Source organism: Dactylosporangium vinaceum (assembly GCF_019904175.1).
Classification (GTDB): Bacteria; Actinomycetota; Actinomycetes; order Mycobacteriales; family Micromonosporaceae; genus Dactylosporangium; species Dactylosporangium vinaceum.
In genome coordinates, this window is sequence record NZ_CP061913.1 from 2593387 (window position 1) to 2611262 (window position 17876).

Sequence of the window (17876 nt, forward strand, 5' to 3'; positions counted from 1 at the left end):
GAAACCCCGCCCGCTCGCGCCCGCCCCGCCCGGCCCGCAACCGGCCCTTCCGAGGTGCACCGACGCCCGCCCGGAGCACAACGGACACCGAGCCCGACACGGCGCCAGCCGACGTGCGCAGCGAGGTCGGCCCGCTGCCGAGCCGACACGGAGATCAGGGTCGATGCCGAGTCAGGGTTGGCGCGGGATGGGCGGCTCGGACCCGCCGCGTCTCGCTGTCAGCCGGCAGTTCTGCGCTGTGCACGCTTGCGGGCGGTGCCTGCCGTCGCGGACCCCAGAGCGGGCGTGGAGCCCGAAGCGGACGTGGAGCAGGGCCCCGCGCGGATCAGCGGACGCGGAGATCAGGGGCCGGCGCGGGGTCGGATTCGGCGGGAGCTCGGGGCCGTGGGGCGGAGCGTGGTGCGGGTCAGTGCTCCAGGAGCAGGTGGGGCATGAGGCGCTCGATGGCGTTGAGGTCGTACACGCGGCGGACCTCGGTGACCAGGCCGGCGTCGTTGATGGTCAGGAACTCGGCCAGGCGGAACGTCTCGCCGGACAGGGTGCAGTCGTACACCAGGGCGGCCCGGCGGTCGAGGACGGTCTGGGAGAAGACGGTGATCGACTCGACGGCCGCGGCGTAGTCCGTCAGCAGCTCGATGAAGTCGCCGTCCGGGTCGAGGTTCGTCTCGATCGCCGGGGCGGCGGCCAGCAGCTTGAAAAGGTCCGTCGTACGCCCCGTCGTCCAAGCCCGGACCCAGCGGGCCGTGACGTCCTCCACCGCGATGTCCATCGCCCATATCCTCGCATGCCGACCATCCGCCTCCGCAGCCACTCGGCAAGCAGTCACCGCGTCCCGTGCGCGCTCCCCCTCGGCGCGCGCACTCACCCGATGACACAAGCAACCACCCGCCCTCACCCCCGATGGCACGAGCAAACACCCGCCCTGATGCACGCACTCAACCCCATGGCACGAGCCGCGCTCACCCCCGATGCGCGCACTCATCCCGATCGCGCGAGCACGCCCTCACTCCCGACGTGCGGACTCACCCCTGATGGTGCATCGCAGCGCGTTCGCGCGCAGAACACCGGCCAGGGTGGCGGCGGGCCCGAATGGGCACACTCGCCCGGTGGTGCATCGCAGCCTTCGCGCAAAGAGCACCGGCCACGGCGGGGCGGCGGCGAGCGGCGAAGGCGGGACGCGGGGCGGTGAAGGCGGGACGGCAACGATGGCGAGGGCGAGCCGGCGGGGCGGTGAAGGCGGGGCGGCGACGGCGGCGAGGGCGGCGAGGGCGGGCCAGCGACGGCGGCGAGGACAGGGCGGCGGCAACGGCGGCGAGCGGCGAACGCAGGACCGCGAGGCGGCGACGATGGCGAGGGCGGCGACGGTGACGGGGGCGAGGGCGGGGCGGACCGGGCCGGCCTGTGGGTAGGTCGGCCCGGCCCCGCCCGGACGGCGCGGCTCCGGCACACTCGCGGCATGGCGCTACTCCGGCGCGGTGCGGGTCCGCGGCCGGGTGCTGCCGCCCGCGAGGTCGACGCGGCCTCGGTCCGAGCCGCCCGGCGATCAGGAGCGGGTCACCAAACCCGGTGGCCCACGGGTAACGGCGTGGATGTCTGGCCGGCGCGAACTCATCCCCTTCACACCACCAAGCCTGACCCCTCCCCACCCCCACCGGAAGAAGAACTTCCCGCCTGTGGATAACCCCCGAACCCCGAGCCCACAACGCGATCCACAGTGGACACAGCCGGGAACGACGAAGGCCGGACCCCCGGGGAAGGGGCCCGGCCGACGCCAGGAGGGAACAACGAGAGCGGTCAGGCGACAGTGGTCATGGCCGCGGCCGAGACGAAGGTGTAGCCCAGTCCCTGAATCCCGTCCACCGTCTGCTGCAGGTACGAGGTGCCCAGGTACGGGTGGTAGAAGAAGCTCGCCACCCCGTCCCGCACCGCCAGGTTCGCCTTCGCGTTGGCGATCAGGTCGGCCGGCAGCACGGCCGGGTGCTGGTTGAACGGCTCCGGCTCGATGTTGCCGATGTTCTCCGGGATGACCGTCGAGCCGTAGACGTCGCGCACCGTGTACGGGAAGAACTGTCCGACCATGTGCGGGACGCTGTTGTCGACGGCGGTGCCGGACAGGACGCCCGGGAAGTACAGGCCGCGGTCGTAGCGGGTGCCGAAGAGCGTGTTGACGGTCTTGTAGTCCAGGGCCGAGGCCGCGTAGTGCGGGGGCTCGAAGATGGTCGGCTGCGTGAGGCCGGCCATCATCCAGTCGGCGCGGGAGGCGGTGACGCGGGCGGTGACGTTCAGGGCCGAGTCGTTCTTCACCGGGCCGTCGTAGATGACGGCGTCGTTCGCGTCCACGTGCGCCAGGAAGAACTCGAAGTCGTTGGCGCTCACGCCGTCGTACGGGTTGTTCAGCGCGTCGAGCTGGTGTGTGTAGCCGTGCATGAGCAGGGTGCCGCCCTTGCTCTGCATGTACTTCAGGGCGCTGACCACCAGTGGCCGCTGGCGCAGGGTGTAGTCCTCGGCCTTGCCATTGTTGTTCACGCCCTTCGGGTCGCGGTAGCGGCTGTAGACGGCGACGGTGAACGGGATCTTCTTGCTCGACAGGTAGTCGGCGACGGCGCGCAGCTCGGCCGGGTCGGCGTCCGGGCCGACGTCCTCGATGCGGACCAGGGCGCGGTGCCGCTCGGCGGTCTTCGGGGCCAGCGCGTCGTAGAGCAGGTCGGAGAAGGCCAGGTACCTGTCGTTCGACGTGATGTACGAGAACGGGATCTCGCCGATGTACGTCAGGTTGCCCGACTTGATGCCCCACGGGAACTTCGTGCCGTCGGCCCGCACCGCGTCGGCGACGGAGACCGCCTTCGCGCTGTCGTACACCGCGTAGTCCATGATGCCGGCCAGGTTGCGGGTGTCACGGGTGAGCGCGGTGCCCTTGTAGTCGACCTCGGCGACCGTCGAGACGTCAAAGCCCTTCCACGTGTACCCGTACTTCGTCGCAAAGTCCGAAGAGCGCGCGGTGAGCTGCCAGATGTTGTCGTACAGCCACACCACCGGCTTGGTGGTCGCGAGCACGTCGTCCAGGAAGGCGGTCGGGATCGGCTCGTCGTAGGTGGAGCCGACGTAGACGACGGCGCTGTACTTCGCCAGCTCGCCCGCGGTGTAGGAGCCCACCGGGTGGGCGGTCCAGGCGCCGAAGTGCGAGACGAGGTTCGTGGCCATCATCCCGTAGTCCTCGCCGAGCCAGGCGTACTCGCCGGTGTAGTCGTAGAGGACCAGGGTCTTCGTGGAGGCGCTGGAGCCGGCGGCACCGGCTCCGGAGACCGTCTTGGCAACGGTGACGGCCGAAGCCGGTGCGGCCAGGCCGAGCACCGCGACCAGGACCAGGCCGAGCAGAGCTGACAACTTACGCATGGAACACCAATCAGACGAGCGAGGCGGACGAGGGCATCGGGGAGGGCACTGAGGCCAGGCCGAGCATTGCCGCGACGGCCTGCTCGGTGCGCTGCGAGGCGAGTCCGTCGCCGTACGGGTTGCCGTTCGCGGTCATCGACTGCCGCAGCATCGGGTCGTCGAGCAGGCGCGCGGCCTCGGAGACGATCAGGTCCTCGTCGGTGCCGACGAGCTTGGCGCAGCCGGCCTGCAGGGACTCCACGCGCTCGGTGAGCTCTCGCAGTACCAGGGCAGGCACTTGGAACGAAGGGGCTTCCTCCTGGATGCCGCCGGAGTCCGTCAGGGCCAGGTAGGCCTGCGACAGCACCCGGGCCAGGGCCGGGTAGGGCAGCGGGTCGGTGATGGTCACCCGCGGCACGCCGGCCAGGCCGGCCTCGACCTGGGCGCGCACGGCCGGGTTGGCGTGGGCCGGGAGCACGACCCGGATGTCGGGGTACGCCTCCACGAGCCGCCGCACCGCCCGCAGGATGCGGTCCAGGGGCTCGCCCCACGACTCGCGCCGGTGGGCGGTGACGAGCACCAGGCGGGCCTCGCCGTTCTCGGCAGCGTCGACGGCGGCGGCGACCCGGGCGTCGTCGAACGGCAGCTCCTTCGCCGCGATCTCCAGCGCCGCGTCCACGACCGTGTTGCCGGTGATCAGGACGTTGGCCGGGGCGATGCTCTCGTCGAGCAGGTTCGTGGCGGCCAGCGCGGTGGGCGCGAGGTGCAGCGCGGCGAGCTGGCCGACCAGCTTGCGGTTGGCCTCCTCCGGGAACGGCGAGTCCAGGTCGCCGGAGCGCAGGCCCGCCTCCAGGTGCACGACCGGGATGCGGCGCCAGAACGCGGCCATCGCGCCGGCGAGGGTCGTCGTGGTGTCGCCCTGCACGATCACGGCGGCCGGCTTGCGGACCTCCAGCAGCGCGTCCAGCTGCTTGATCATCTCGGTCAGGAGCTCCGGCTGGCTGCCGGTCACGCGCTGCAGCGGGAGCGTGACGTCGGCCTCGGTGTCGAACGCCTCGAGGGCCTGGGTGACCATCGCCGGGTGCTGGCCGCTGGCGACCATGACGGGGGCGAGGCGGCCGGCGGCGCGCATGGCCGCGGCGACGGGGGCGAGCTTGATGGCCTCGGGACGGGTACCGGCGATGAGGAAGACTTCAGGAAGCATGTGTGCGTCACCTTGGGAGGAAGAAGTGACCGCATCCGTGCGGATAAATCCATGAGTTGACAGGTCAGGCGGCGACTGGCTCTTCCGCGAGCCGCTCGGTCTTGGCCCAGGCGTTGCGCCGGGCCACCTGCCGCCCGATCGCCCGCCAGGTCGAGACCAGGCCGAGCATCAGGAAGAACGGGTAGGCCAGCGCGGCCCGGAGCAGGACCGAGAACTTCTCGTCGCGCAGCTGGTAGCGGTGCACGCCGGCCCACACCAGGCCCGGCACCGTCATCCCGACGGCGAAGAAGAGCAGGACCTCGGCGAGCTGGCTCCACGAGTGGATCAGGAACGTCTCGCCGTGACCGGGCAGGAGCTGCCACGCCGAGTACCCCCACAGCCCGAACACCGCCGCCGTGCCGAACGCGTTCATCCACGGCGCGAGCAGGTAGTAGAGCATCTCCAGGAGCGCGTGGTTGCGGATCTTCCGCGACGCGACGAGCCTCGGGACGTACGCGATGCACTGCAGGTTGCCCTGGGCCCAGCGGGTGCGCTGCCGGACCAGGCGCTTGACGTCCACGAGACCCTGCTGCTGCACGTGGGCGATCGAGGTGTACCGGATGCGCTCCCCGTTGAGGTGCATCCGCAGCCCGAGCTCGAGGTCCTCGACCAGGCAGTGCGACCAGGGCGCGTGGCCCAGCCGCATCAGCGACGACAGCCGGGCGAACTGCCCGTTGCCGCCCAACCCGACCGTCCCCGCCGCGTCGCGCAGCAGCTGGCTGGCGTTGGCGATGGCCGCGAACTCGAGGTCCTGCACGGCGCCGAGGACGCGGTTGCGGTTGTGGATGCGCACGCGCACCTGGACCGCGCCGACCCCGGGGTCGCGCATGAGCCGGGAGATCTCGGAGAGCAGGTTGGCGCTGCCGCGCCCGTCGCCGTCGATGACGCCGACCGCGACCCGGTCCGGGTCCTCGCCGTTGGCCAGTGACAGGTCCCGGATGGCCCGGAACGCCGCGTTGAGCGCCTCGCCCTTGCCCTGGCGGGCGTTCGGGAAGTCCCGGCGCAGGACGGTCAGGCCCGGGTGGTCGATGGCGGCCAGTACGTCCGGGGTGCCGTCGTCCGATCCGTCATCGACCACCAGGACCCTGGTGCGTGTCCCCTCCGGGCCGCTCAGCGCCAGGGCGGCGCCGACGGTCCGGCCGACCACCCGCTCCTCGTTCAGGGCGGGCACGACGATCCAGAAGGTCTGCGGCTCGTTGCCGTTCGGCGCGATGGCATCGCGCCGGCGGCGGTGTCCGGCGGTGGCCGCGTCGCCGGCGGAGAACGCCACCAGCGCCAGGTTGTACGCCGGCCACAGCGTCAGCAGCGCGAAGCCGACCAGCAGGATCGCCGTCATCGGATCAGGCGGCGCTGCGGTTGAAGCGGGACGCCCGGACCATCAGGAAGCCGGTGACCACGAGCGCGATCCCGGCGACGACGATGGCGAAGACCGGGCTTCCGGTGACGGGCAGCGAACCGGCGGTTGCCCCGCCCGTCACGACCACGCCGGTGACCTTCGAACCTGACATGACAGCTTCCCCTCGGCTATCCGGTGGTGGTGCGCGGCGGCTCCCTGGCGGCAACCGTCGTGCACCTTGTCCGAGAAGCTTGGCCCGGACCAGCGCCGATTACAACGGGTAATGGGGTGGCGAGCATCAAGTTCGACCGAGGACCTGACATGGCCCTTACGCTGGGAAAACCCGGCGATTACGCACCGTGGCGAGACGGTGCTTCGTAGCTCTCGGTGAAGTCGCGGCGCTGCCGCCAGCCGGGTGCGAACTCGGCCCAGAGGGAGAGCGCGACGGCGGCGCTCTCGGGCCGCTCGTCGGGGCGCTTGGCCATGCACTGGCGGCACAGCTCGGCCACCGAGCGGGGCAGGCCCGGCGTGAGCACGACGGGGGTCGGCGCGGCCTGGAGCAGCCGGGCGCCGGGCGCGTGCGGTGAGCGGCCGGTGAGCATGTGGTACAGCAGGACGCCGAGCGCGTACACGTCCCATGCCGGAGCGTGCTCGACCCGCGACGCCGACGGGTGCGCGAACGGCACGGCGAGCCCGAAGTCGATGATCTTCACACCGGCGGTGGTCAGCATGACGTTGTCGGCGGTCAGGTCGCGGTGCGCGATCCCGCGGCGGTGGGCGACGGCGAGCAGCTCGGCCACCGAGGCCGCGATCTCCACCGCCTCCTGCCAGGGGACCGGGCCCTCGCCCAGGCGGGTCGCGAGGGGTACCCCGTTGAGCAGTTCCATCGCGACCGCCGGCACCGAGACGCCCTCGGCCTCGATCTCACCGAATGCGAAAACTTTCGGCACGGTCGGATGGCGCATGCGCTGCATCAGGTGAGGCTCGCGTCGCGCCGCGTAACAGGCGCGGGTATTGCTCGCGAACGTGGGTGCAAGTACCTTCACCGCGGCCGGGCGGATCCGCTCCAGGTCGACGGCCTCGTACACCAGGGACATCCCACCCCGGGCGATCGGGCGGACCAGCAGGTAGCGCTCGAGCACCCTGCGGCCAACCTCGATTCCGGACACAAACGACGACTATTCCCTATCCGGTCCGCCCAGCGATAGCCCCCGCGAACTTCGACACAACACAGATTAGGGTGAATTCCTGCTTGGGTAACTGTGATCGAAACCGATAGTTGACATCGCCGTAACTCTGACTGACGCTGACCGCAGGAATCGCTCCCACAGGAGATCTGATGCCTGAGCACCCTGAGTACCTCGAGCACCACGCCCAGCACGCCGCCGAGCCCGTCCAGCCCACCGTCACCGAGGTCGCCGCCGCCGCCGGCGTCTCGGCCGCCACCGTGTCCAGGGTCCTGACCGGCCGTGTCCGGGTCAGTACCTCCGCGCGGGTGTCGGTGCACGACGCCATCGCGCGGCTGGGGTACGTCCGCCACCGTGCCCCGCGCCGCACCGACCACCAGGCCGCCGGCCTGCCCGTGGCGGCGGTGGTGTTCGAGCCGGCCGCCCGGCTGTTCCGTGACGGTTTCGTCGCCCGGCTGCTGGCCGGCGCGGAGGAGGAGCTGGCCGAGCGCGGGGTACCGCTGCTCACCATGTCCGCCCCGCGCGGCACGGTCGCCGGCGCCACCCAGTTCCTGACCGCGGGGGCCGTCGGCGGCGTCCTGCTCGTCGGCGCGCCCGCCCGCCACCCCCTCGCGGTGTCCCTGGCCGCGTCCCGGGTGCCGCTGCGCTCGGCGGGCCGCCCGGAGCTGGACATGCCGTTCGTCGACGTCGACAACAGCGACGGTGCCCGCCAGGCCGTCGAGCACCTGCTGCTGCGCGGCCGCCGGGTCATCGCGACCATCGCCGGTCCGCCCGACTCGCCGGCGGCGGCCGATCGGCTGGAGGGGTACCGTCGCGCCATGATCGCCGCCGGGCGCCAGCCCCTGATCGCTTACGGTGACTTCACCACGCCGTCCGGCGGTCACGCCGCGGCCTGGCTGCTCGACCGCACGCCCCGCCTCGACGGGCTCTTCGTGGCCTCCGACGCCATGGCCGCCGGCGCCCTGCAGGCGCTGCGCAAGTTCGGCCGGCGGGTCCCCGAGGACGTCGCGGTCGTGGGCTTCGACGACGTCCCGTTCGCCGCCATGACCGCCCCCGCGCTCACCACTGTCCGCCAGCCGGTGGAGGAGCTCGGGGCGGTGAGCGCCGCACGCCTGCTCGACCCGGTCGACGACAACCCGATCCTGCCGACCGAACTCGTTGTGCGGGCCTCCACGTAACATGCGCGGTGCACAGCTGCGGGAGGGCGACATTCTCGCCCGCCGCTACATCCTCTTGAAGCCCGTCGGCGAGGGCGGCATGTCTGTCGTCTGGCGGGCCTGGGACTCGACACTGGAACGCACGGTGGCCGTCAAAGTCCTCGACGGCCCCATCGCGTCCGACGGCGGCCAGCGCGACCGCATCCGCCGCGAGGCCCGCGCGGCCGCCCGCATCGAGCACCCGAACGCGATAGGCGTCTACGACTACGGCGAGACCGTCACCCCGCGCGGCCGCATCGCCGCGTACGTGGTCATGCAGCTCCTCGACGGCGCCTCGCTCGCCGTCCGCCTGGACGAGGGCCCGCTGCAGTGGCCGGAGGCGATCCAGGTCGCCGCCACCGTCGCCGACGTCCTGCAGGCCGCCCACCGCCGCGGCGTCGTGCACCGCGACGTCACCCCCGAGAACGTCATGCTGACCACCGACGGCATCCGCCTGCTGGACTTCGGCATCGCCGCCGACATCGGCCAGCGCGAGGAGGCGATGACGTTCGGCACCCCGCCGTACGTGGCCCCCGAACGCCTTACCGGCGCCCCCGCCAGCGGCGCCACCGACGTCTACTCCCTGGGCGTCCTGCTCTACGAGATGCTCACCGGCGCCCCGCCCTACCCGGCCACCACGTGGGAGGAGCTGGAGCGCGCCCTCGCCGCCGAGCGCCGCCCGACCCTGAACGTCCCCGGCCTCCCCGCCGCCGTGGCCGCGGTCTGCCTGCGCTGCCTCTCCACCGACCCCCAGCGCCGCCCCTCGGCCGCCGAGGTCGCCGAGATCCTGGAGCCGGGACCCGGGCCGGCCCGCGGGCTGACCTGGCGCCGAGCGTTGCTGGCCGCCCCGGTCGTCGTCATTGCGGTGGGGGTACTCGTCCTGCTTCTCCTGCAGGGCAACGACCCCGACACCCGGCAGGACAACGCGGCTCCCTCGGTGGCCGTGAGCATCCTGGTCTCGACGGTCCCCGCCCCGCCCAACGGCCAGCCGACCACGACCGGCAACGCCCAGTCGAAGCCCCCGCCCCGCCCCACCTCAGCCGCCGCCACCTCCCCGGCCGCCCTCCCGCTCCCGCTCACCCGGCAGGCCGCCGGCAAGGCGGTCCTGGACGTGGTGGACCGCCGCTCCCAGTCCGGCGAGATCCGCTCCGACGTGGCCCAGGACATCCGCAACCAGATCAACAACATCCTCTCCAGCCCGTCCGACGCCGCCGGCCGCATCGCCCGCCTCCGCCAGCAGCTGAGCGACCGCACCCAGGACAACTCCATCAAGCCCGACGCGTACACGGAGCTGGACGCCGCAGTGGAGCAGCTCAGCCGGACCTTCGCCACCCCGTCGCCCTAGCGGCGACGCCCCGGCCTCCGACATGTCGGGCGCTGCGCGCCACGACATGCTCGGATTTATACCCGTCAGGCGATGAATCGGGCATGTCCGTTTCGGCGGCCGGAGTGCACATCTCGCGCCCGAGTCATCGACGCCGACAACAATCCGCCTGACCCGGCAAACCCCCTTCGGGCCAACATCCGTGGCCGTTCAGGACAGGGCGGTGTGCAGGGCGCCGAGCAGTTCGCCGTCGGGGGTGTCGCCGGCCAGCTCCCAGCAGAAGACGCCGCGGAGGTGGTGGGTGCGGGCGAACTCGGCCTTGCCGGCCAGCGTTGCCGGGGTGTCGTAGCTCCACCACTGGGTGCCGCAGTGGGCGTACGCGGTGCCGGCGACGGTGCCGGTCGGGGGGCATGTCGATTTGAGGACGCGGTAGTCCTCGGCGCCCGGGTCGCGGCGGCCGGGGGCGGCGGCCGTGGCCGGGGCGCCGGGGGTGTCGCGGGTGACGCCGGTCCAGCCACGGCCGTAGAAGCCGACGCCGAGGAGGAGCTTCGCCGGCGGTACGCCGCGGTGGGTCAGGTCACTGATGGCGGCCTCGGCGGCGGGCAGTGGGGAGTGCGGGGCGGTGGGGCCGGTCGGGTCGGCGGTGCCGGCGTAGTCGTACGTCATCGCCATCAGCCAGTCCAGCGAGCCGGCGGCCCGGGGGTAGTCGGCGCGGGCCAGGCGGCCGCCGGGCGTCGCGTCGGCGGTGACGGCCGCGGTCACGAGCCGGTCCGGGCCGAGCGCCCCGCGCAGGGCGGCGGCCAGCCTCGGCAGCGCATCGGGGCCGCTCGAGTCGCAGGTGGCGCCGCACGCGTTCGGGTACTCCCAGTCGATGTCGATGCCGTCGAACAGCCCGGCCCAGCGCGGATCGTCGAGGAGGGCCCGGCACGAGGCCGCGAACGCCACCGGATCGGCCGCGGCGGCGCCGAAGCCGGACGAGCCGTTCCAGCCGCCGAACGACCACAGCAGCTTCAGGGCCGGCCGGCGCTGCTTGAGTGCGCGCAGCGCCTCGAACTCGGCCGGGTCGGCAGCGCTGCCGTTGGCGCACCGCCCGCCGCTGACGGACCCGAAGGCGTACACCAGGTGTGTGAGCCGGTCCGGCGCCCCGCTCCGCTCGAGGTCGGCGACGTGATATGAGGCGGCCCCACTCCTCGGCACGTAGTAGCCGACGAGCAGCGGCGCCGGCGCCTGGCTCGCGGCGTCCGGCCCGCAGCCGACGAGGCCGGCCAGCAACAGCAGCAGTGCGGCGAGTCCCCATCGAGCGGCCATGGAGGGCTCAACGCCGCCACCGGTCCACGGTTACGGCCGACGCGCGCATCCCACCCGCCGGCTCACCCGGCGCTGAGATCAACATCGAGCCTCGGAAACGGACGAATACCCCGACGGGCGAAAAGTCAGATATGTCGTGGTGCGAAGCGCCCGACATATCGTCCCGGCCGGCGCCCGGTACAAACGAGCTGGGCAGCGGATGCCAGGGCGGCCGGAGAGTTCAGCGCTCGGGAGCGAGGCGGTGGCGGACGGCCCAGAGGGCGGCTTCGGTACGGGAGGCGGCGCCGGTCTTGCGCAGAAGGTTGGAGACGTGGACGGTGACGGTCCGGATGGAGATGCCCAGGGACTTCGCCACCTGCTGGTTGGTCATGCCGGCGGCCAGGCAGCCCAGGACCTCGATCTCGCGGACGGTCAGGTCGCCGCCCGCCCGCAGGCTGTGCAGCAGGGTCTCCGCCTCGGTCAGCCGCCAGCCGGGCCAGTGGGCCAGCAGCGCCACCGCGCGCTCGGCGTGGCGGCGGGCCTCAGCGGCGCGGCCCAGGCGGATCAGGGCGTGGGCCACGGCCGTGTGGGCCGCGGCGTCCTCCGGGCGCCCGCCGGCTTCCGCGCGGGCGTCCGGGGCGGCGCCCTCGGCCTCGGCCGCGCCGTCGGCCCGGTCCCGGGCGCCGTCCATGAGCGCCGCGGGCAGCAGCGCCACCGCGTCCGCGTCCCGTCCGGCGGCGACGGCCAGGAGGAGCTGGAGCAGTACCGGCGGGTCCGGCACCTGCTCTTCCACCACCGATGCGGGCACACCGCCGTGCAGGGCCCACCGGGCCGCCTCCGCCAGGCGCGCCGGGCCGCAGCGGCCCACGCAGTCGCGCAGCGCCTCGGCCGGGTCGACCGGGTGCACCCCGCGGGCGGCCACGGCCACCCGCAGGACCCTGACCAGGCCGGAGTCGCGGCCCTCGGCGTCGGCGCGGGCCAGCATGCGCACGGCCAGCGGGTCGTCGCCGCGCTCCAGGGCCAGCAGGCCGGCGCGGGCGGTGAAGCGGAGGCGTTCGGTGGGGTCGCCCTCGATCGGGAGGCGGGACCAGACCAGGGCCTCGGCGCGGGCCAGGTCGCCGGTTCGCACGGCATGGGCCACACCCAGGGTGGTGGTGCGGCCGGCGCAGAACTCCAGGCCGTAGCGGTCGATCGTCGCCATCGCCTCGTCGAACAGCCGCCAGCCCATGACCTCGCCCAGCCGCGGCAGGCTCACGGCGACCAGGTTGTGCACGGCCCGGCCGATGGTCACCGGGTCGTGCTCGCGGGCGGCGAGCTGCCGGGCCGCCCGCAGCAGCGCGACGCCGCGCTCGTGGTCGCCGGTCAGGGCCAGGGCGGTCCCGAGCGTCACCGATGCGGAGGCGATGCCGGTGCCGGCCCGCTCGGCCGCGGTCAGCGCGGCCTCGGCGAGGGACAGCGCCGTGGCGGCGTCCTCGGTGCGCAGGGCGCTCTCCGCCTCGGCCGCGCGCTGCCGGGCCAACGACGCGGGCGATCCGCCGACGGCCGCGGCCCGGTCGAGGGAGCGGCGCTGCCCCACGGGGTCGCCGAGGCACCAGCGGACCGCCGCGAGCTGCCGGTGCGCGTCGGCAATCCCGTCGCGATCATCGGTGTCCTGGACCGCGTTCAGCCAGTCCGCCGCGTGCTCCGCGGCCACCTCGAAGCGCGCGCTGACGAAGGCGGCCGCGGCGCCGACGGCGGCGAGGGTGACCCGCTCCTCGTCCGGGCCGGCGTCGGAGGCCGGCTCGCGCAGGCTCAGGCCCAGGGCGACCAGCTCCACCGCGGCGTCCGGCAGCCCGGTGGCGAGGCTGGCGACCGCTCCGCGGGCAGCGGCGGCCCGAGCTTCGGCGCTCGCCCCCAGGGCGGCGGCATGCCGGGCCAGCGCGGCGTCGTCGCCGAGCTCGACGGCCAGCCGGCGGGCCATCGTGTGCACCCGCTTGCGCTCCCGCGGCATCACGCCGGCGGCCAGGGCCTCGCGCAGGAGGGGGTGGCGGAACCGGAGAGTGCCGGTCGGGGCCCGGTCCGGCGCGAGGAGCAGCAGGCCGAGGTCGAGCAGCCGGCGCAGGGCCGGCTCGACGTCGCCGCCGCAGACGTGGAACAGCAGGTCGCTCTCCACCGGATCGCCGAGCAGCGCGGCCGCCCGGGCCACCCGCCCGACCAGCTCCGGCTCGCTCGACAGCGGCTCGACGAGCAGCCCGACGACGTGCGCGGGGAGGGGCGCGGCGGGCAGGGCGTCGGCCGTGTCGTACGCCGCGAGCAGCTCGGCCAGCCAGAACGGGTTGCCGCCGGTGCGCCGCAGCGCGCCGCGGACGGCCTCGGGCGCCGGGGCGCTGCCGTACGTGGCCTCGATGAGCTCGGCGGTCTCGCGCGCGTTGAACGGGGCGACGTGCACGCGCAGGACGGACGGGGACCCGCCGAGCCGGCGTAACGTGCGCGCGGCGGCCGGGGCGAACGCGGCCTCCTGCGGTGGCCGGCTGGTCACGATGAGCAGCGCCGGCAGCGACTCCGCGGCGGCGGCCAGCTCGGCGACCAGGGCCAGGCTCGCCGGGTCGAGGTCGTGCAGGTCCTCGACCAGGATGATGCCCAGCTCGTCCGGCTGGTTCACGTGCAGCAGCGCCCGCACCACGTCGACCGCCGCCCGCAGGGTCGTGGCCGGGGCCAGCCGGGGCTCGCCGGCGTCGGAGGAGCGCTGGCCGAGGCGGTTGAGCAGCGACTCCTCGACCGGGAGCGACGCGGCCGCGCGGCCGTTGAGCACCGAGGCGAGCCAGTCGTACGGCGCCGCGCCCTGGGCCCGCGAGGAGCCGCGCAGCACCGGCGTGTGCGCCAGGTCGAGGCGCCGGAACACCTCCGCCACCAGGCGGCTCTTCCCGCCCCCGCCCTCGCCGGTGATCAGCACGACCCCGGGCCGGCGCCCCGCCCACGCGGCCTCGATCTCGGCGAGCTGGGCCGCTCGTCCGATGAAGGGGGCGGTCGGCATGCGGTCACGATACGCACAAGTGCGTAGAGACGCCCGCCGTATCGATGCGGCACGCTGGCACGCATGGCAGAGGGCGTGGCAGAGGACGTCATCGACGGGGGACATCAGCCGCTGGCGCTGCACTGGGCGGCGCGCACCGACACCGGCCTGGTCCGCACCCAGAACCAGGACTCGGTGTTCGCCGGCGACCGGCTGCTGGCCGTGGCCGACGGCATGGGCGGCATGGCCGCCGGTGACGTGGCCAGCCGGCTGGCGATCGAGGCGATGACCCCGCTCGACGAGGAGTTCGCCGGCAACGACCTGCTGACCGCCCTGCGCACCGCGGTCTCCGACGCCAACCGCCGCATCCGCGACGAGGTCGAGGAGGACCCGGCCAAGCTGGGCATGGGCACCACCCTCACCGCGATCCTGTTCTCCGGCGACCGGATCGGCCTGGTCCACATTGGAGACTCGCGGGCGTATCTGCTGCGTGGCGAGGAGTTCGCCCAGATCACCAAGGACGACACCTACGTGCAGCTGCTCGTCGACGAGGGGCGGATCACGCTCGACGAGGCCACGACCCACCCGCAGCGCTCCCTGGTCAGCCGGGTGCTGCAGGGTCAGCCGACCGATCCGGTGTACTCCGTGACGGCGGCCCGGCCCGGTGACCGCTACCTGCTGTGCAGCGACGGCCTCTCGGGTGTGCTCCGCGCGGAGACGATCGAGGAGGCCATGCGCGAGTACACCGACGTCGACGAGTGCGTCGAACGCCTGGTGGACATGGCGCTGCGGGCCGGCGGGCCGGACAACATCACTGCCGTCGTGGCCGACATCGTCGGCGACGACGTGCCCGAGCGCAAGGGCCTGCGCCACCGGCTGCGCTCCTGGCTGGGCCGCGACGAGATCAGCAACGCCCGCCTGCCCGCCTGAGCTCTTCAAACACCAATGGTGATTTCTCACAACCGAGCAGTAACCGCGGGCGGCCCGGGTCGTTGACGAGGGTGAGCACATCCCCAGGCTCCCCCTCGCGAAAGCGGCACTGCGATGGTCGGCAACCCGCGCACGTTCTGGCTCGTCCTGCTCACCGCGGCCGCGGCTCTCGGCGCCGCTGCCGGCATCGGACCGGTCCTCAGTCTGGCCGTGGTCGCAGCGGCGGCCGGCGCGACAGCACTGGTCCACGCCGGGGCGTTGATCCGGCTCGCGTTACGCATCCACCACGGACGCCGCGACTTCGGGCCCTGCCGCGGTGCGGGCTTCCTCGGCCTGGGTGCGCTGATCACCGGGGCCGGGGTCCTGGCCACCGGCCTGCCCGGCGTCGAGCCCGGCCCGGTCGCGGCGGCCACGACGCTGCTCGCGGCGCCCACCTACCTGCTGGGCCTGCTCCTGCTGCCCGGCACCGCGCCGACCCTCGCGGCCCGGCTGCGCCGGCTCCTCGACGGCGCCGGCATCGGCGTGAGCCTGCTCTACTGCGCCTGGGTGCTCACCCTCGGCCGGACCGCCACCGGCCTGGGCCCGCTGCGCCTGGCCGTGGCGATCACCGGTGCCGTGGCCGTAGCCGTGGCCGTCGTCACCGGCCTGCGGGCCGTGCGCCATCGTCCCGCGGCGCTCGGCTGCAGCGGCGGTGCGGCCCTTTCCACTCTCGGCTCCGGTGGGTACTCCCTGTCCCTGCTCGGTCACGAACGCGCCTGGATCCAGGCCCCGGCCGCCGTCACCGCCGGCCTCGTGCTGGCCGGCCTCGCGATGATCGCGGCGCCGTTCCTCATCACCGCCGGGGCGCGCCGGGCCGACGACGAGCCGACCCGCCCGGAGGCGTACGACGAGGACGGCTCCCTGGCCGCCTACCCGCTCCTGATCGCCCCGGCCCTCCTGGCCGTTGTCGTCTCCGCGTTCCACCTGCTCACCGGCGGCCGGTTCGACTCCACAGCCGTCGCGCTGGGGGCCGGGGCGCTGGCCGTCCTGGCCGTGCGGGAACTGCTGGCGTCGCGGGACATCCGGCGATACGCACGCACCCTCGCCGGCCGCGAGGCCCGCTTCCGCACCCTGGTCTCCGGCTCGTCCGACGTGACGATCGTGCTCGACGCCGACCTCGTGGCCCGCTGGCAGAGCCCGGCCGCGGCCCGCCAGTTCGGCCTCGCCGACTCCGACGTGCTCGGCCGCGCCTTCACCGACCTGCTGCACCCGGACGACGCCGCCCCCGTCACCACCGCGCTGCGGGCCGTGCGCGACGGCCGCCAGGACGGGCTGGTCCAGGCCCGCCTGCGCGACGGCTTCGGCCACTGGCGCGACACCGAGTCGACGGTGAGCGACAGGCGCGGTGAGCCCGAGGTGGCCGGCCTCGTCATCCACGTCCGCGACGTCGGCGACCGGGCCCGGCTCCAGCGGACCCTCGACGAGGTGACCTGGACCGACGACCAGACCGGCCTGGCCAACCGCCGCAAGTTCCTCGCCGCCGTCGCCGCGAACGCCCGGGGCTCGGTGCTGGCCCTGGAGCTCGACCGCTTCGAGACCGTGGCCGACCTGCACGGCCCGACAGTGGCCGCCGCCGTGCTGATCGAGGCCGCCCGCCGCCTGCGCGCGTCGATCGCGCCGGACGACCTCCCGGCCCGCCTGGGCGGCAACGCGTTCGGGGCCCTGACCGACGCCCCGCTGGTCCGCGCGTTCGCCCTGGCCACCCGCCTGGCCACGGCCCTGGCCGAGCCCTTCCACCTGCCCGGCCACACCGTCCACCTCGCGGCCGACGTGGGCGTGGCCGGCGTCGAGGGCACGGCCGCACCCGAGGAGACCGTCCGCCGCGCCGACGTGGCCCGCCGCCGGGCCCGCCAGCTCTCCCGCTCCTCGGCCGGCGGCCGGGTCGAGTGCTACGACAGGTCCTTCGAGGCCGCCCTGGTCCGCCGCACCGACATCGAGCAGCAGCTCCCCGGCGTCATCGGCCGCGGCGAGCTCGATCTGGTCTTCCAGCCGGTCGTCGATCTCGCGACCCGCCAGCCGGTCGGCGCGGAGGCCCTGCTGCGCTGGCGGCATCCGCGGCTGGGCAACGTACCCCCGGCGGAGTTCCTCCCGATCGCCGAGGAGCTGGGCGGCCCCCTGCCGGAGGAGATCGCTGCCTGGGTGCTGCACAGCGCCTGCCGCCACCTCTCCCGCTGGCACCGCGACGGCCGCGACCTGTGGGTCTCGGCGAACGTCTCCGCCCGCCAGCTGGCGGCCGACGGCTGGCTCCGCGCGGTGGCCACGGCCATCGACACCCACGACGTCCCGGCGGAGTCCCTCGTGATCGAGGTGACCGAGGCCGCCCTGCCCGACGACACGGTGGCCGTGGAGCAGCTGGCGGGCCTGCGCGCCCTCGGCGTGCGCACCGCCCTGGACCACTTCGGCACCGGCCCGACGGCCCTGGCCCACCTCCGCCGCCTCCCGATCGACGTGCTGAAGATCGACCAGGCCCTCTTCAACGAGCCCGCGGGCCGCCGCGGCCCGGCCACGCCGATCGTCGATGTGGTCGTCACCCTGGCCCGGCGCCTGGGCATCGACGTGATCGCCTGCGGCCTGGAGACCCAGTCCCACGTCGACGTCGTGCGGGCGGCCGGCTGCCCCCTGGGCCAGGGCTACCTCCTCAGCCCGCCCGATCACGCCGAGCACGTCGAGGCCTACCTGGAGCGCCACCGCACCCCGATGCTGTAGTGCCTTGCCGCCTCAGCCGGCCTTCGCCCGCAGCGCCGCCGCCAGCCGATCCCGGACCGCGGTCTGGGCGGCGATCCGCCCGTCGAGCACGGCCAGCCGGTCCCGCGCGATCGGCCCACCCCGCCGCCCGACCACCACGACGTGCGCCCCGTCCGCGGCAAACGCCCGAGCCGTAGCCCGCCCGATCCCGGTACCGCCCCCGGTGACCACGACAACCCGGCCGTCCGGCGACCCCATGACACTGTCCATGCCGGGATCGTCCAA

Annotated in this window: 12 protein-coding genes and 1 pseudogene; 4 read left to right on the plus strand and 9 right to left on the minus strand. The window is 73.9% G+C overall.

Translation table 11 applies throughout. From position 1 onward, the window contains the following. Positions 1-406 precede the first annotated feature (406 nt). The 6 genes from Dvina_RS11355 to Dvina_RS11380 form a co-directional block, all read right to left on the minus strand. Complete coding sequence (locus Dvina_RS11355) at positions 407-769, minus strand: hypothetical protein (protein ID WP_223102412.1); 363 nt, start codon at positions 767-769, stop codon at positions 407-409. 1025 nt (positions 770-1794) lie between these two features. Next, positions 1795-3393 carry a DUF2334 domain-containing protein gene (locus Dvina_RS11360; RefSeq protein WP_223102413.1) on the minus strand — a complete coding sequence of 533 codons (1599 nt, stop codon included), beginning with the start codon at positions 3391-3393 and terminating at the stop codon, positions 1795-1797. 10 nt (positions 3394-3403) lie between these two features. Continuing rightward, positions 3404-4576: a non-hydrolyzing UDP-N-acetylglucosamine 2-epimerase gene (wecB, locus tag Dvina_RS11365; RefSeq protein ID WP_223102414.1), complete on the minus strand. Its 1173-nt coding sequence runs from the start codon at positions 4574-4576 to the stop codon at positions 3404-3406. 64 nt (positions 4577-4640) lie between these two features. Next, the gene (locus Dvina_RS11370; RefSeq protein ID WP_223102415.1) at positions 4641-5951 is read right to left on the minus strand and encodes a glycosyltransferase family 2 protein; all 1311 of its coding nucleotides are present in this window, start codon (positions 5949-5951) and stop codon (positions 4641-4643) included. A 4-nt stretch (positions 5952-5955) separates the two neighbouring features. Then, on the minus strand, positions 5956-6123 hold the full coding sequence (locus Dvina_RS11375; RefSeq protein ID WP_223102416.1) for an LPXTG cell wall anchor domain-containing protein: 168 nt from the start codon (positions 6121-6123) through the stop codon (positions 5956-5958). Between the two features lie 178 nt (positions 6124-6301). Further along, entirely contained in the window at positions 6302-7093 is a 792-nt protein-coding gene (locus Dvina_RS11380) for a serine/threonine-protein kinase (RefSeq protein ID WP_223102417.1), read from the minus strand. 197 nt (positions 7094-7290) lie between these two features. Here Dvina_RS11380 and Dvina_RS11385 point away from each other — a divergent pair, with 197 nt between their 5' ends. Together Dvina_RS11385 and Dvina_RS55130 are read left to right on the plus strand one after the other, a co-directional pair. Then, the gene (locus tag Dvina_RS11385; protein ID WP_223102418.1) at positions 7291-8316 is read left to right on the plus strand and encodes a LacI family DNA-binding transcriptional regulator; all 1026 of its coding nucleotides are present in this window, start codon (positions 7291-7293) and stop codon (positions 8314-8316) included. A gap of 1 nt (position 8317) precedes the next feature. Continuing rightward, a complete protein-coding gene (locus tag Dvina_RS55130) occupies positions 8318-9679 on the plus strand; it encodes a serine/threonine-protein kinase (RefSeq protein WP_223102419.1) in 1362 nt (453 codons plus the stop codon). Between the two features lie 189 nt (positions 9680-9868). On the opposite strand, the gene Dvina_RS11395 is transcribed toward Dvina_RS55130, so the two are convergent. Beyond that, complete coding sequence (locus Dvina_RS11395) at positions 9869-10966, minus strand: glycoside hydrolase family 18 protein (RefSeq protein ID WP_223102420.1); 1098 nt, start codon at positions 10964-10966, stop codon at positions 9869-9871. Positions 10967-11186: 220 nt separating this feature from the next. Next, entirely contained in the window at positions 11187-13958 is a 2772-nt protein-coding gene (locus tag Dvina_RS11400; protein WP_223102421.1) for a LuxR C-terminal-related transcriptional regulator, read from the minus strand. 63 nt (positions 13959-14021) lie between these two features. On the opposite strand from Dvina_RS11400, the pseudogene Dvina_RS11405 reads away from it, so the two are divergent. After that, positions 14022-14792, plus strand: a pseudogene (locus Dvina_RS11405) (PP2C family protein-serine/threonine phosphatase); the annotation flags it as partial. 189 nt (positions 14793-14981) lie between these two features. Further along, positions 14982-17612: a putative bifunctional diguanylate cyclase/phosphodiesterase gene (locus Dvina_RS11410; RefSeq protein WP_223102423.1), complete on the plus strand. Its 2631-nt coding sequence runs from the start codon at positions 14982-14984 to the stop codon at positions 17610-17612. A gap of 12 nt (positions 17613-17624) precedes the next feature. Here Dvina_RS11410 and Dvina_RS55135 read toward each other — a convergent pair whose 3' ends face one another. Further along, a complete protein-coding gene (locus Dvina_RS55135; protein ID WP_281428381.1) occupies positions 17625-17861 on the minus strand; it encodes an SDR family NAD(P)-dependent oxidoreductase in 237 nt (78 codons plus the stop codon). Between the last annotated feature and the right edge of the window lie 15 nt (positions 17862-17876).

Coding starts and splice junctions, on each gene's coding strand:
- Dvina_RS11375 (WP_223102416.1), bottom strand. CDS start 6,123: ATGTCAGGTTCGAAGGTCACCGGCGTGGTCGTGACGGGCGGGGCAACC.
- wecB (WP_223102414.1), bottom strand. CDS start 4,576: ATGCTTCCTGAAGTCTTCCTCATCGCCGGTACCCGTCCCGAGGCCATC.
- Dvina_RS11395 (WP_223102420.1), bottom strand. CDS start 10,966: ATGGCCGCTCGATGGGGACTCGCCGCACTGCTGCTGTTGCTGGCCGGC.
- Dvina_RS11370 (WP_223102415.1), bottom strand. CDS start 5,951: ATGACGGCGATCCTGCTGGTCGGCTTCGCGCTGCTGACGCTGTGGCCG.
- Dvina_RS55135 (WP_281428381.1), bottom strand. CDS start 17,861: ATGGACAGTGTCATGGGGTCGCCGGACGGCCGGGTTGTCGTGGTCACC.
- Dvina_RS11385 (WP_223102418.1), top strand. CDS start 7,291: ATGCCTGAGCACCCTGAGTACCTCGAGCACCACGCCCAGCACGCCGCC.
- Dvina_RS55130 (WP_223102419.1), top strand. CDS start 8,318: ATGCGCGGTGCACAGCTGCGGGAGGGCGACATTCTCGCCCGCCGCTAC.
- Dvina_RS11360 (WP_223102413.1), bottom strand. CDS start 3,393: ATGCGTAAGTTGTCAGCTCTGCTCGGCCTGGTCCTGGTCGCGGTGCTC.
- Dvina_RS11355 (WP_223102412.1), bottom strand. CDS start 769: ATGGACATCGCGGTGGAGGACGTCACGGCCCGCTGGGTCCGGGCTTGG.
- Dvina_RS11400 (WP_223102421.1), bottom strand. CDS start 13,958: ATGCCGACCGCCCCCTTCATCGGACGAGCGGCCCAGCTCGCCGAGATC.
- Dvina_RS11410 (WP_223102423.1), top strand. CDS start 14,982: ATGGTCGGCAACCCGCGCACGTTCTGGCTCGTCCTGCTCACCGCGGCC.